15 protein-coding genes are annotated in these 12,590 nt (G+C 59.0%); 12 read left to right on the top strand and 3 right to left on the bottom strand.

All coding sequences use genetic code 11. The features are described 5' to 3' along the window. Positions 1–205 precede the first annotated feature (205 nt). The 5 genes from GA0061100_RS13270 (at position 206) to GA0061100_RS13290 (ending at position 2,799) form a co-directional block, all read left to right on the top strand. The gene (locus tag GA0061100_RS13270) at positions 206–475 is read left to right on the top strand and encodes a DUF2934 domain-containing protein (RefSeq protein WP_075853152.1); all 270 of its coding nucleotides are present in this window, start codon (positions 206–208) and stop codon (positions 473–475) included. A 275-nt stretch (positions 476–750) separates the two neighbouring features. After that, positions 751–945 carry a hypothetical protein gene (locus GA0061100_RS13275; RefSeq protein ID WP_075853153.1) on the top strand — a complete coding sequence of 65 codons (195 nt, stop codon included), beginning with the start codon at positions 751–753 and terminating at the stop codon, positions 943–945. Positions 946–983: 38 nt separating this feature from the next. After that, positions 984–1,298 (top strand): plasmid stabilization protein, encoded by a 315-nt coding sequence (locus tag GA0061100_RS13280; protein ID WP_075853154.1) that lies wholly within the window; start codon positions 984–986, stop codon positions 1,296–1,298. A gap of 193 nt (positions 1,299–1,491) precedes the next feature. Then, positions 1,492–2,229, top strand: a complete 738-nt coding sequence (locus GA0061100_RS13285) for a glutathione S-transferase (protein ID WP_075853155.1) — start codon at positions 1,492–1,494, stop codon at positions 2,227–2,229. 3 nt (positions 2,230–2,232) lie between these two features. Beyond that, positions 2,233–2,799: a methyltransferase family protein gene (locus GA0061100_RS13290; RefSeq protein ID WP_075853156.1), complete on the top strand. Its 567-nt coding sequence runs from the start codon at positions 2,233–2,235 to the stop codon at positions 2,797–2,799. 2 nt (positions 2,800–2,801) lie between these two features. Here the strand turns inward: GA0061100_RS13290 and ligD are convergent, their stop codons facing one another. From ligD to GA0061100_RS13305, 3 genes are all read right to left on the bottom strand, one after another. Beyond that, the gene (gene ligD, locus GA0061100_RS13295; RefSeq protein ID WP_075853157.1) at positions 2,802–3,689 is read right to left on the bottom strand and encodes a non-homologous end-joining DNA ligase; all 888 of its coding nucleotides are present in this window, start codon (positions 3,687–3,689) and stop codon (positions 2,802–2,804) included. Between the two features lie 90 nt (positions 3,690–3,779). Then, the gene (locus GA0061100_RS13300; protein WP_075853158.1) at positions 3,780–4,574 is read right to left on the bottom strand and encodes an SDR family NAD(P)-dependent oxidoreductase; all 795 of its coding nucleotides are present in this window, start codon (positions 4,572–4,574) and stop codon (positions 3,780–3,782) included. Between the two features lie 167 nt (positions 4,575–4,741). Continuing rightward, entirely contained in the window at positions 4,742–5,887 is a 1,146-nt protein-coding gene (locus tag GA0061100_RS13305; RefSeq protein WP_342195457.1) for a glycosyltransferase family 25 protein, read from the bottom strand. Positions 5,888–5,940: 53 nt separating this feature from the next. Between GA0061100_RS13305 and GA0061100_RS13310 the strand changes: the two genes are divergently transcribed. From GA0061100_RS13310 to GA0061100_RS13340, 7 genes are all read left to right on the top strand, one after another. Continuing rightward, on the top strand, positions 5,941–6,336 hold the full coding sequence (locus GA0061100_RS13310; RefSeq protein ID WP_075853160.1) for a RidA family protein: 396 nt from the start codon (positions 5,941–5,943) through the stop codon (positions 6,334–6,336). A 422-nt stretch (positions 6,337–6,758) separates the two neighbouring features. Next, on the top strand, positions 6,759–8,447 hold the full coding sequence (locus GA0061100_RS13315) for an ABC transporter substrate-binding protein (protein ID WP_075853161.1): 1,689 nt from the start codon (positions 6,759–6,761) through the stop codon (positions 8,445–8,447). Positions 8,448–8,469: 22 nt separating this feature from the next. Continuing rightward, positions 8,470–9,453, top strand: a complete 984-nt coding sequence (locus GA0061100_RS13320) for an ABC transporter permease (RefSeq protein ID WP_075853162.1) — start codon at positions 8,470–8,472, stop codon at positions 9,451–9,453. Then, complete coding sequence (locus GA0061100_RS13325; RefSeq protein WP_075853163.1) at positions 9,450–10,352, top strand: ABC transporter permease; 903 nt, start codon at positions 9,450–9,452, stop codon at positions 10,350–10,352. Before GA0061100_RS13320 ends, GA0061100_RS13325 begins: the two co-directional genes overlap by 4 nt. Continuing rightward, positions 10,349–11,164, top strand: a complete 816-nt coding sequence (locus GA0061100_RS13330) for an ABC transporter ATP-binding protein (protein WP_075853164.1) — start codon at positions 10,349–10,351, stop codon at positions 11,162–11,164. Before GA0061100_RS13325 ends, GA0061100_RS13330 begins: the two co-directional genes overlap by 4 nt. Further along, positions 11,161–12,087 carry an ABC transporter ATP-binding protein gene (locus tag GA0061100_RS13335; protein ID WP_075853165.1) on the top strand — a complete coding sequence of 309 codons (927 nt, stop codon included), beginning with the start codon at positions 11,161–11,163 and terminating at the stop codon, positions 12,085–12,087. The genes GA0061100_RS13330 and GA0061100_RS13335 overlap by 4 nt, the downstream gene beginning before the upstream one ends. Before the next feature lie 13 nt (positions 12,088–12,100). After that, positions 12,101–12,571 carry a GNAT family N-acetyltransferase gene (locus GA0061100_RS13340; protein ID WP_075853166.1) on the top strand — a complete coding sequence of 157 codons (471 nt, stop codon included), beginning with the start codon at positions 12,101–12,103 and terminating at the stop codon, positions 12,569–12,571. Positions 12,572–12,590: the final 19 nt, after the last annotated feature.

Raw genomic sequence — 12,590 nt, forward strand, 5'->3', positions numbered from 1 at the left:
TACTTAGAGTGCTTCGGCTGCTTCGCTACCGTCCCCCACGGTAACTTGTGTTTCTTGTTTGAAGCGCCACTGCGGTTCGAGAGTCGAGACCAAAGAACGCTAGCCATAGCGTCTTGGCTGCTCGGGGGAGGCGTGAAAGCCCGCGTTTCAAGAACGGGCGTCGTTCATCAAAACCTTGTTCAATGATGCGAACGGAGAACAGCAGATGTTGGAATCTCGGGACGAATGGATCAAGAAACGCGCATACGCCATATGGGAAGAGGAAGGCCATCCTTCCGGACGCGACTTCGAGCACTGGGCGCAGGCGAGCAGCGAGCGCATCGCGCTTGAGAAAACGGCGGCAAACGGCGGTACGATCGACGTCAAGCCCAAGGCGAAGCGCAAGACGGCAGTCGCGGCGGCGGCTATTGCCGAGGAAAAGTTGGCCAAGCCGGCAAAGAAGGTATTGAAGAAGACTGCAGCCGCAAAGGCGTAGGATACGTCGGTTTCAGGGGTGTGGCGGAGATGAGAGCGGCTCGATGGCAACATCGGGCTGTCTCTCTTTTTCGAGACAGCAGCTGGCGGAATATTCGCAATAATTTCGGTGATTTGGCTCTCATCCGCGAAATAGTTGTCACACATCGCTGCTACGGATTGCGAAGGGAGCCCAGCAATGTGTCGCAGCTATATCGATGATCTGGAAATGACTGTTACGGAGATGGTCACAACGCGCTGTCCTCTGCGTTGTACCGACAGCTTGGGGGCGATACGATGATATCTCTCCTCGTGCTTGCCGCGCTCTACCTTCTGACGGCCTTGATCCTCATTCTGATCATCGATCGTTCGGTCGGCGTCTTTTTCCCGCCATCGGCCAAGCAACGCGCCACGACGCCGCATGGCCGCCGCTTCTGGGTGCTCTCGGTCCATCGCAGTACGCCTGGCCAAATCTCGGAACCTTTTCCTTGACGACGGGTTGGTCTTTCTTTCCAGCAAGGAGAAAGATCATGCCTCGAGGAGACAAATCGGCCTATACGGACAAGCAGAAGCGCAAGGCGGAGCATATCGAGGAGAGCTATGAAGACCGCGGCGTTTCCCACGCGGAGGCGGAGCGGCGTGCCTGGGCGAGCGTGAACAAGGAAAGCGGTGGCGGCAAGAAATCCGGCTCCGGTCGCGGCCATTCCGAAAATCACGAATCGTCTGAAAAGGGTGGCAGGATCGGCGGACGCGCCGCTGCAAACCGACCTGCTGCGGAGCGCTCTGCCTCTGCAAAGAAGGCCGCTGCGACGCGTAAACGCCACGAGCACAACGCACATTCCTAGGTTACTGGCGAGAACTGGACGTGATCGTCGAGATTCGTCGTGTCGTTGCGATGAAGTTCATATCGTTTCTGGCGCACGTGCCTCGGCCTGTAATCGTCGATCGCCTCTTATTTTCTGCGCAGTCGACGCTAAATTGCAGACTTGCGGCGATCATCGCGGCTGATTGCTCTCAGTTCCGGGGAGGGAAAATCGAATGGCCTACGAGCTCTACTATTGGGATGGCATCCAGGGGCGCGGCGAATTCGTCCGGCTGGCACTGGAGGAGGCCGGCGCAGACTATGTCGATGTTTGTCGCGGCCCGGCAAGCAAAGGGCAGGGGATGCCCGCCATGTTCGCCATCATGGATGGTAAATCCGAGTTCGACCTCCCGTTTGCCCCGCCGTTTCTGAAGGACGGGGATCTGATTATCCCGCATGTGGCGAATATCCTGATGTATCTTGGGCCGAAGCTCGGTCTGGCGCCGAGAGACGAAGGAAAGCGTCACGTGTTGAACGGCCTGCAGTTGACGATCACCGATCTCGTCGCCGAGGTACATGATACCCATCACCCGATCGCGACGTCGAAATATTACGAGGATCAGAAGCAAGAGGCCAAGGCGCGCGCTGCAGAATTCATCGAAAACCGCATTCCCAAGTTCCTCGGCTATTTCGAGAAAGTGCTGGAACAGAACCCTGACGGGTCAAGCCACATTTTCGGCGGCGAATTGACCTATGTCGATCTCTCGCTGTTCCAGGTCTACGAGGGACTGCGCTATGCTTTCCCCCGTGCGACGGCACATCTGGATCGTCGATATCCGCATCTGACTGCACTGCATAAGGCTGTCATGAAACGGCCCAACATTGCTCGCTATCTTCAGTCCGATCGCCGTATTCCCTTCAATGAGAACGGCATTTTCCGGCACTATCCGGAACTGGATAGAGATATGGCGTGAGCGATGCTCATCTATCAATTCATTCCCGCATGCTGGATCGTCTGGTTGCTGATCTGGCTTTTCGCATCATTCGGCGTCAAGAAGAGCGTGCGTCAGGAGGATCCGCTGTCGCGACTCGGCAATACCGTGCCGATTTGGATCGGCGCTCTCCTGCTTGCGGTCAATCCGTCATGGCTAGGCCCTTTGCGGTATCGCCTCATCCCGCAAGACCTGACCTCCTATGCGATCGGTGCGGCCCTGACGTTCCTTGGTCTCCTCTTCGCGGTCTGGGCTCGCTATCACATCGGCCGAAACTGGAGTGGAGTGATTACGCTCAAGGAGGATCACGCGCTTATTCGCTCCGGTCCCTATGCGCTCGTGCGGCACCCGATCTATTCCGGCCTGATGTTGGCCATCATCGGCTCGGCAATTGCGCGCGGTGACATTGCAGCCGTCCTTGCGATCATCGCGGTGCTCTATGCCGTGCTGCGGCGCGTGCAAATCGAAGAAAGCTGGATGAATGAAACCTTCGGCTCGGCCTACGCCGACTATAAGGCCAGCACGCCGGCACTGATCCCGTTTCTGGTATAGTGTCAGATCTTGAGCGGCGACGCGGCCTTGAAAAAATCCTCCCAGGGATCGCCACTCGATTGGCCAAGGCGCGATGCCGCATTCCCGACGGTGACGGATGCCGGCCCGATCTTGCCGTCCAGTTCCTCCCAACCGACCGGCATCGAAACCGCAGCACCCTTTCTTGCGCGCGTCGAATAGGGCGCCACGGCGGTGTTGCCCCGGCCGTTGCGCAGGTAATCGAGGAAGATGTGGCCTGTCCGCTTTGCCTTGCTGGCAACCGACAAATATGCCTCTGGGCTATCGGCGCTCATGGCATGGGCGATCGCTTCGGCCGCATCCTTGATATGAGGCCAGGTCGCCTGCGGCTTGACGGATGCGACCACATGCAATCCCTTGCCGCCGGAAGTCTTGACGAAGGAGTTTAGGCCCAAGATGGAGAAACGCTCCCTTATCTCTTTCGCAGCGATCACGACCTTGCCCCAGGCAACGTCTTCGCCAGGGTCGAGATCCATGATGATCATATCGGGCTTTTCCCAATGATCCGTCGTCGTGCCCCAGGGATGTATTTCAAGCGCCGCCGACTGGACGAGGGCGGCAAGACCGTCGAAATCCCTGATCTTCAGGAATTTCGCGGTGTCCTTATCCTCGGGATCGGCGATTTCCTCGATATGTGGATTGATCCCCTTCCAGGCATGTTTCTGGAAGAAGCGTGGTCCATCGATACCATCCGGGCAGCGCAGCAGAGCTAAGGGACGGTTGACGACGAAAGGTGCCATACGCCGCCAGACCAAGGCATAATAATCAAGAAGGTCTTGCTTGCTGATCTGGTCCTCGGGCCAGTAGATCCGTTCTGGATGCGTCAGTTCCACCGATGTTTCGATGTCATTCTGAATGGGCGTCTTTGCCATCTTGCATGCGCTCCATTTTTGCGACGCGAAAGGCGTCGCACCGGACAAGACTAGCATTGCCCGGTGCATAAAGTCGATCGTCAGCCGATCTTACGGCATGAGCTGGCCGCCATTGACCTCGATGATCTGGCCGGTGATGTAGCCGGACAGCGTCGGCGAGGCGAGGAATAGGTAGGCGCCGACACAATCTTCCGACGTGCCGACAAAGCCCATGGGGATCGTCTTGCGCTGCAACTCCATCTGCTCGTCGTTGGTATAGCGTTCGTGGAACGGCGTTGCGATGACGCCGGGCGCGACCCCATTGACGCGGATCTTGTCGTTGACGAATTCCTTGGCATGGCCGTGGGTGATGGTGGAGACGAACCCCTTGGAAGCTGCATAGAGGATCGCGCCGTTGCCGCCGCCGTTACGAGCGGCGATTGAGGTCGTGTTGATGACGAAGCCGCCTTGCTTCTTGAGATGAGGATGAGCGGCACGGGTCGCCGCAAGCACGGAACGGGCGTTGAGGTTCATCACCCGCTCGTAATGCGCATCCGTCATATCGGCGGTCGGAAGCCGCCCGAGCATACCGCCGGCATTGTTGACCAGTCCGTCGAGCCCACCCAAAGCTTCGGCTGCGTCCTTCACCACGCGTTCGGTCTCTCCATCCTGCGAGACGTCGCCTTGGATGGGATGGACCGTCCCACCACTGGCCTTGATTTCATCCGCCAGCTTTTCCGCCGGCTCGCGGCTCGCATTGAAGTGCAGGCCGATCTTCATGCCCTGTGCGGCAAAGGCGCGTGCCACGGCAGCGCCGATGCCGGTCGAAGCACCTGTGATCAATACTCTCTTGCCGGCAAGATCGGGAATGCGAATGGACGCAAGCGATTGCGCGAGTTCTGCCATGACGACTCCTCCTGAACGTCAACCAATCATATGACGAAATGTGCCTTTGTCTTATCAGGGTCGGGGACGAAAAGGCAATCATGCCAAGCACGACAAAAGGACGCGAGACCTGCCTGCTAGGTGATGGACATGGGGTGAAACTCGATGACGGCGGTGGTTGGCGGATTTCACCGTGGGTCGCCGATCCGCGTGATATTGAGCAAGTTGAGAACGCCTGCGTCCGTCTTGTTGCGCGTGTCTCGCATGGCTGAGGCGCGGTCCTGCAAGCGGAGGCTCGTCAATCGCCATAGCCGAAAGAAAAGCCGGCTCGCTTCGACGAAGGTCCGATAGGGCATCACGGTCAGATAATGCGCTCGAGATCGATGGTAGCGTCGCCGCTGCGATTCGCCTTGGATCTGCGATGGCAGCCCGAGTTGCTGATTGATGGGAACTGGCGTCACGAAAGCCGAATTGAGACCCTGGAAGAATTCAAGATCGAAGGCCAGATCGAACGGTAGACGCATCGGCAGAAGTTTTTCGGCGAACCATCGGGCGGCCCGCCGATTGATGATGTAGGCACCCGATCCCTTTTCCCGGGTCAGCGCGATCGCCAGGTTGCGGTTTTCGGTGAGTCTGGAGACATCGAACTTCCTGCCGCAACTGACGGTCGACAGGCGCAGGATATCCCACTGCTCTGCCCGCCTGAGCGCAGCCTCGAGAATGTCGATGATATCGGGCGGGAATTCGAGATCGTCCTCAAGGACAAGAGCGAATTCGCTTGGCGAGGCAAGTAGCCGCCGGGCACATTCCACATGGCTCAGGTAGCAGCCGACCTCTCCCGGATTGCGCCGACGCCCGTGCATGAAACGAAACGCGAATTCGCTGAATTCCGGCGTGGGAAAATCGATAGAGCCGCCGTCGACTGCCGGCACGCGTTCGAACTGAAGACCGATTTGCCCAAGGCTTGCTCGCATTGCAGCCAAACGATCATCCGCGCGGTCCAGATTGATCAAGAATATTTTCAGCGAAGCAGCGACCAGCCCTGTGTCGTTCATGCCTTCATCCACTTCAACATCGACGCAGCAGCGCCGCTTTCCTGAGATGAACATGTCCAGTTCAGCTGACAGCAGCCTTACAGGCGGCGTGGAGTGGAATTTATCATTATAACTAATTGAAACAGCAGTGATTTTTGAAAATGATAAAGTTCTTGGTTTGGCTAAGCTGCCTTTGGATAGTTCGAAACTGCCCGCCCGATGGCGCGAAACGATCTGGCGTGACGTCCTAGCCGCGGCTAATGAAGGCGCCAGGGGAGTCGGGCGATTGAGCTTCTTCACGAATGAAGCGATAGCGATGCGGCTTTCGACAACAGAGAGAGACCAAACATATCATGAGCAAGAACAAGCTGATCCGTTTCGATGTCGCCGACAACCAGGCTGGCGGCCAGCGTCGCCCCTTCGCAAAGGCCGTCAGGGCAGGAGATTTCGTCTATGTCTCGGGCCAGGTTCCGACGATCAACGGTGAAATCGTCACCGGCAATGTCGTCGTACAGACCGAGCAGGTCATCGCCAATATCAAGGATGTTCTTGCTCTTGCCGACTGCACGCTCGAGCATGTGGTAAAGGTCAATGTGTGGCTGGATGATGCTCGTGATTTCTCGAGCTTCAACTCCGTCTTCGAAAAGCACTTCATCGATCATCCGCCGGCGCGCTCGACCGTGCAATCGCCGATGATGGTCGACGTGAAAGTCGAGATGGACGTCATTGCGTATAAGCCCCTCGACTGAGCGATCGCCATTCTTGCCTCGATTGCGGTGCGTCCGTTGTCGCATCGCAGTCAATCTTGCGTCCATTCTGCCGCATACGTGGCGACGCGATTCGAAAGACTAATCTTCCGAACATCTGGTTCTTAAACCCCCACGCCGGTAGCGTGTCTGCTCCGGCATCGCAGATGCGGTTTTCTTTTTCCCGACTTTTCACTACGCCGCGGGTCACTCGTAACCGCAGCGCGGGGATTGCTGCCACCAGTCCGCGGCCTCGATATCTCCGCGCAATTATCGGTAGCGATGGTCCGTGTTTCGGTCATCAATGACATTTCCGCGCCCCTCCAATCAATGCCTGTTGATTTCCAATCAGCGATTGACGAGTCCCAAAACTCACGATTAAATCAATTTGATTGACTACTAAAAGACAGCAAGAGGGGCTGAAAATGGAAATGAGGAAAAAGTCATTGCGCAATCTATTTCAACGGACGTCATTAGCAGCGGCGCTTGGTGTTTCGCTGGCATTCGGTGCGGGCGCTGCTTCTGCGGCCGAATCCGTGCTGACGATGCACATCGAGGAGCAGACCAGCTGGGTCAGCAACTTCAACCCCTTCGATCTGGCCGGTCGTCGCCAGAGCACGATGGATTTCATCTACGAGCCGCTGGTCATCTTCAACGCTAATGATGGCGGCAAGCCGGTCTGGCGCCTAGCGACCAGCTACAAATTCTCCGACGATCTCAAGTCGATCACCTATGAGCTGCGTCCCGGCGTGAAATGGTCTGATGGACAGCCGCTGACCTCGGCCGACGTGAAATACACGATCGACCTGATGCTGAAGAACCCGGCCGTCGATACCGTCGGCGTCGGCCAGACCGTCGCCTCCGTCGAAGCGCCGTCGCCGACTGAGGTGACGATCAAGCTCAAGGCCGTAAACTCCGAATTCCCGGAATCGCTCGCCGATCTCGCAGTCGTGCCCGAGCATATCTGGAAGGACGTTGCCGATCCGGTCGCCTTCAAGAATGAAAAACCCGTCGGTTCCGGACCGATGACCGAAGTTCGCCGCTTTACGCCGCAGGTCTACGAGCAGTGCCGCAATCCGAACTACTGGGATGCCGCGTCGCTTCATGTCGATTGCCTGCGCCTGCCGCAGATTTCGGGCAACGACCAGATGCTGGCGCTGCTGCCGGAAGGAACGGTGGACTGGATCGGCTCGTTCCTGCCGCAGATCGACAAGACCTTTGTCGCGCTCGATCCGCAGCACAACGGCTACTGGCAGCCCCCGGCGGAAACCGTTGCCTTCGAGATGAACTTCAAATCGACGAATGCCGGCAATATCGAGGCCTTCAAGGATCTCAATTTCCGCCACGCCTTCAGCCTGGCGATGGACCGCAAGTCCATGGTCGATATCGCCGGCTTCGGCTATCCGGTTGTCAACCTGCATGCCAGCGGCCTGCCGCCGCGCTTCGAAAGCTGGCGCAACAAGGCTGCCGAAGGCGACAAGGACGTCTTCATGGGCTTCGACACCGGCAAGGCGAACAAGATCCTCGACGACGCCGGCTACAAGAAAGGTGCCGACGGCTTCCGCACTACGCCGAGCGGCAAGCCGATCACCTTCCCAATCATCGTGCCGAATGGCTGGACCGACTGGATCGACGCCGTGCAGATCGCCGTCGAAGGGCTGCGCGCTGCGGGTATCAATGCCTCCGTCGCCACGCCGGAATACGAACAGTGGCGCAAGCAGCTTCTCGACGGCAGCTTCGATGTCGTCATGAACTCGCGCGCCGATAGCGCCACCCCGTTCCAGGGCTACTATCAAAGCCTGTCGACAGCCTATGCCGGCAAGCTCACCGTCGCAGCGCCGCGCTACTCCAACCCGAAGCTCGATGCGCTCTTCGATCAATATCTGAAATCGTCTTCCGATGACGATCACAAGAAGATCTTCAACGACATTCAGGTTGTCATCGCCGATGATTTCCCGGTCGTTCCGGTCTTCAACGGTCCGACCTGGTACCAGTATTCCAGCAAACGTTTCACCGGTTGGGTCACGGACAAGGATCCGGTGATGAACCCGGAAAACCACGACAACAACCGCATGCGTCTCATGCATCTGCTGCGTCTGAAGCCGGTCCAATAAGACCACAGCGAAGGAAGCAGACATGCGTGTTTCGAGCCGGCGCCTTGGCGTCTATGCGGTGGCTTTGGCCTTCGCGATCGTCGTGAACTTCATTCTTCCCCGGCTTATGCCGGGGAGCCCCGTCGATGCCATGGTCGCCCAGCTCGGGCCGCGGGCCACGCCCGCGGCGGTCGAGGCGATCAAGGCCCGCTTCGGCGAGATCGATCAGCCGATCATGATGCAGTTCCTCGATTATCTCAAAGGCCTTGCCACCTTCGATCTTGGCGTTTCGGTCAAATATTACCCGCAGACAGTGGTCCAGGTGCTGAGCCGGGCCACGCTGTGGACCATCTTCCTTGTGGTAACCGCGATCATCTTTTCGCTGTGCGTCGGCGTCGTCCTCGGCGCGATCGCGGCCTGGAGGCGCGGCGGGCGGTTCGATACGGTCGTATCGCCTTTTGCCGTCATCCTGTTCTCGATACCGCCGGTCATCGTGGCGCTTACGACCTTGTTCGTCTTCGCCGTGTCGCTGCGCTGGTTCCCCGTGGGATACGCCTATGATCCCAATCTCGATCCGGGCTTCAACTTCACCTTCTTTGGCAGCGTCTTCGTGCATGCCATCCTGCCGGTCCTGACGCTGTCGCCATTCCTCATCGGCGAGTTTCAGACGACGATGCGCTCATCCATGATCGTCGTGCTCGGCGAGGACTATGTGACGATGGGCCGAGCCAAGGGGCTCAGCAATCTCGCCGTCATGTTCGGCTATGGCGCTCGCAACGCGCTCTTGCCCGTCCTCACCAACCTCGCGCTGATACTTGGCGCTGTGTTCGGTGGCTCGATCGTCACCGAAATCGTCTTCAACTATCCGGGCCTTGGCCTGACGCTGTTTACCGCCAGCGTGGCGCGCGACTATCCGGTCATCCAGGGGCAATTGCTGCTGATGACGCTTGCGACCCTCGGCGCCAATTTCCTCGTCGACATCCTCTATGGCCTTGTCGATCCGCGATTGAGGGAGGGCGGCCGATGAGCTTCTCCTTCCGATCCATTTTCAGCCAGAAGAAGGCGCTCGTCGGCTTCATCATCGTTGCGGCCCTGTGCCTGATGGCGATATTCGCGCCGATCATCGCACCTGGCGAGCCCGGCGCCCGCGTCGGCCGCTCGCACCAGCCGCCCTCCGTCGAGCATGTTTTCGGCACAACGAAGATGGGCCGCGACGTCTACAAGCAGTTCGTCTGGGGCGCGAGAAGCTCGCTATCCGTCGGCTTCGCCACGGGCATTGCGATTACCGTGCTCGGCACGGCCATCGGCCTCATTGCCGGTTATGCCGGCGGCAAGACCGATGCGGCACTCGACCTTGCCACCAATGCCGTGCTGGTCATCCCGAACATGCCGCTGCTCATCCTGCTCGCTTCCTTCGCGGGCACGGTCGGGCCGATAACCATCATGACCATCATCGCTTTGACGTCCTGGCCATGGGGAGCGCGCATGACGCGCTCACAGACGATGGCATTGCGCAACCGCGATTTCGTCACCGCCGCCAAGATGATCGGCGAGCCGGCCTGGCGCATCATCTTCGTCGAGATCCTGCCCAATCTGACGCCGCTCATCGGCATCAACCTGGTCGGCAGCATCATCTATGCGATCGTCGCCCAGACCACGCTCGAATATCTCGGCTTCGGCGATCCGCTGAAGGTCACTTGGGGCACCATGCTCTACAACGCCCAGAATGCCTCGGCCATCATGGTCGGCGCCTGGTGGGATATCGGCATACCGGCCATCGGCATCGCGCTGACGGGGCTTGGTCTCGCGCTGATCAACTTCACCTTCGATGAAATCGCCAATCCGCAATTGCGTTCCGGTCCGGCCTTGACCCGCTGGTTCCGCCTGACGCGTGCCCGCAATCGCATGATGAGGTCAGGCCAATGAGCGACAATCTGCTTGAGATCGAACACCTCGACATTGATTACCTGCTCGACAGGGGCGATTTCCGAGCCGTGAAGGACGTGTCCTTCAATATCGGACGCGGCGAGATCTTCGGTCTTGCCGGCGAATCCGGCTGCGGCAAGAGCACGATCGCCTATGCGATCACCCGGCTTTCCAAGGCGCCTGCCTGGATCAGCGGCGGCAGCATCCGGCTCGACGGGCAGGATCTGCTCAAGATGCCGGAAGGCGATCTGCAGAAAATTCGCTGGAAGCGTATCGGCATGGTGTTCCAGAGCGCCATGAATTCGCTCAATCCGCTGATGCGGGTCGAGGCGCAGTTCCACGATGTGCTGCATCGCCATACCGGATGCTCACGCCAGGAATCGCGTGCCCGCGCTGAAGAGATGTTCAAGCTGGTCGGCATTCCCTCGCATCGCGTCAGCGATTACCCGCACCAGTTCTCTGGCGGCATGCGGCAGCGCATCGTCATCGCCATCTGCCTGGCGCTGCGTCCCGAACTCATCATCATGGACGAACCGACGACCGCACTCGATGTGGTCGTGCAGCGCGAGATCCTGGAACAGGTTCTCGATCTGCAGCAAACCTATGGCTTCTCGGTGCTGTTCATCACCCATGACCTGCATCTGATGGCGCAGCTCTGCCATCGCATCGGCGTCATGCTGAAGGGCGAGCTGGTCGAGGTCGGCGATGTCACTCAGGTCAGCCAGTCGCCCGTTCATGAGTACACACGCAAGCTCTGGAATGCGATCCCGCAGCTTCCAGCCAGCGTTCATCCCTCCGGAGTTTTCGCATGAAACCGCAAATACAGGCTGTGACTGCAGAACCCGTCATCCGGCTGGATGGCATACAGCGCCATTTCGGCTCCGTGCACGCATTGAAGAGTGTTTCCTTCTCGCTGTTTGCGGGAAAGGCGCTGGCATTGGTCGGTGAATCCGGCTGTGGCAAGACCACCTGCGCCCGCATCATCGCCCGGCTCGATAAGCCGACGGCCGGAAAGCTCCTCTTTCGCGGGCAGGACCGTACCGCACGCGGGTCGGGCAAGGAGGAACGGATGTACCGAAAGGACGTCCAGATGGTCTTCCAGGACCCGTTCTCCTCGCTCAATCCGGCTTTCACGATCAATCATCACATCGCAAGGCCGCTGCAATTGCATGGCGAGGACAAGCCGAAGGCCGAGCGGGACGATGATATATCGAAGCTGCTCGAGAGCGTTGGTCTCGATCCGTCCATGACGCGCCAGAAGTTCCCGCACGAACTGTCCGGCGGCCAGCGTCAGCGCGTCAACATCGCCCGCGCGCTGGCGGTCGCGCCGAGCGTGCTGGTGGCGGATGAGCCGACCTCGATGTTGGACGTATCGATCCGCAAGGACATCCTCGATCTGCTGGCGCGGGTAAAACAGGAAAACGATCTCGCCATGCTCTACATTACCCACGATATCGCGACGGCGGCCCATGTCGCGGAAGAGATCGTGGTGATGTTTGCCGGCCAGATGGTCGAGTGGGGCGAGAGCAATGCCGTTCTTGCCAGTCCGAAGCATCCCTATACGCAGCTTCTGCTTTCGGCGGTCCCGGATGGCGGCCGCAGGTTCGTGACCGGCGGCAGCGCTCGCTTCCTGGAGCAGGCGGAGAAGATTCGCGCGCTCAGTAGACCGATCTCGACCGAGGTCGAGCAGATCGGTCCTAGCCATTTCATGCGTGCGCTCGTCGCATCGAATTAGAAGGATTTCTGCCTTGGATTACCTGGTCAATCTATCGACCCTGCCGGTCGACACGCAATCGCCTGAGCGGATGGCGAAGGCAGGCGTCACCATCCGGCGCGCGCTGCCGCCGGAGTTGCGGCTCATCACGGGCTGGGTGGCCGAACGTTTCAGCCAGGGCTGGATGAGCGAGACGATCGTCGCGATGACGCGTCAGCCGCCGACATGCTTCATCGCCACCCGTAATCAGGAGCTTGTCGGCTTTGCCTGCCACGAGGCGACGGCGCGCGGCTTCTTCGGCCCGACCGGCGTCGCCGAAAGCGTTCGCGGCCTCGGCATTGGCCGCGCGCTGCTCTTCGCCTGCCTCAATGATCAGAAGGCCATGGGCTACGCCTACACCGTCATCGGCGATGTCGGCCCATCGGAATTCTACGAGAAGACGGTCGGCGCGATACAGATCCCTAATTCCGCTCCCGGCATTTATGCCGGCATGCTCAAGCTTTGAACAATCCCTTCAGGAAGAG

It is taken from the genome of Martinezella hainanensis (assembly GCF_900094555.1).
Lineage (GTDB): Bacteria > Pseudomonadota > Alphaproteobacteria > Rhizobiales > Rhizobiaceae > Rhizobium > Rhizobium hainanense.

What these genes read in the sequence shown, in the direction of transcription:
- GA0061100_RS13285 (WP_075853155.1), top strand. Translation starts at nt 1,492, where the DNA reads ATGGCCTACGAGCTCTACTATTGGGATGGCATCCAGGGGCGCGGCGAA.
- GA0061100_RS13280 (WP_075853154.1), top strand. Translation starts at nt 984, where the DNA reads ATGCCTCGAGGAGACAAATCGGCCTATACGGACAAGCAGAAGCGCAAG.
- GA0061100_RS13300 (WP_075853158.1), bottom strand. Translation starts at nt 4,574, where the DNA reads ATGGCAGAACTCGCGCAATCGCTTGCGTCCATTCGCATTCCCGATCTT.
- GA0061100_RS13335 (WP_075853165.1), top strand. Translation starts at nt 11,161, where the DNA reads ATGAAACCGCAAATACAGGCTGTGACTGCAGAACCCGTCATCCGGCTG.
- GA0061100_RS13330 (WP_075853164.1), top strand. Translation starts at nt 10,349, where the DNA reads ATGAGCGACAATCTGCTTGAGATCGAACACCTCGACATTGATTACCTG.
- GA0061100_RS13290 (WP_075853156.1), top strand. Translation starts at nt 2,233, where the DNA reads ATGCTCATCTATCAATTCATTCCCGCATGCTGGATCGTCTGGTTGCTG.
- GA0061100_RS13270 (WP_075853152.1), top strand. Translation starts at nt 206, where the DNA reads ATGTTGGAATCTCGGGACGAATGGATCAAGAAACGCGCATACGCCATA.
- GA0061100_RS13275 (WP_075853153.1), top strand. Translation starts at nt 751, where the DNA reads ATGATATCTCTCCTCGTGCTTGCCGCGCTCTACCTTCTGACGGCCTTG.
- ligD (WP_075853157.1), bottom strand. Translation starts at nt 3,689, where the DNA reads ATGGCAAAGACGCCCATTCAGAATGACATCGAAACATCGGTGGAACTG.
- GA0061100_RS13310 (WP_075853160.1), top strand. Translation starts at nt 5,941, where the DNA reads ATGAGCAAGAACAAGCTGATCCGTTTCGATGTCGCCGACAACCAGGCT.
- GA0061100_RS13320 (WP_075853162.1), top strand. Translation starts at nt 8,470, where the DNA reads ATGCGTGTTTCGAGCCGGCGCCTTGGCGTCTATGCGGTGGCTTTGGCC.
- GA0061100_RS13325 (WP_075853163.1), top strand. Translation starts at nt 9,450, where the DNA reads ATGAGCTTCTCCTTCCGATCCATTTTCAGCCAGAAGAAGGCGCTCGTC.
- GA0061100_RS13315 (WP_075853161.1), top strand. Translation starts at nt 6,759, where the DNA reads ATGGAAATGAGGAAAAAGTCATTGCGCAATCTATTTCAACGGACGTCA.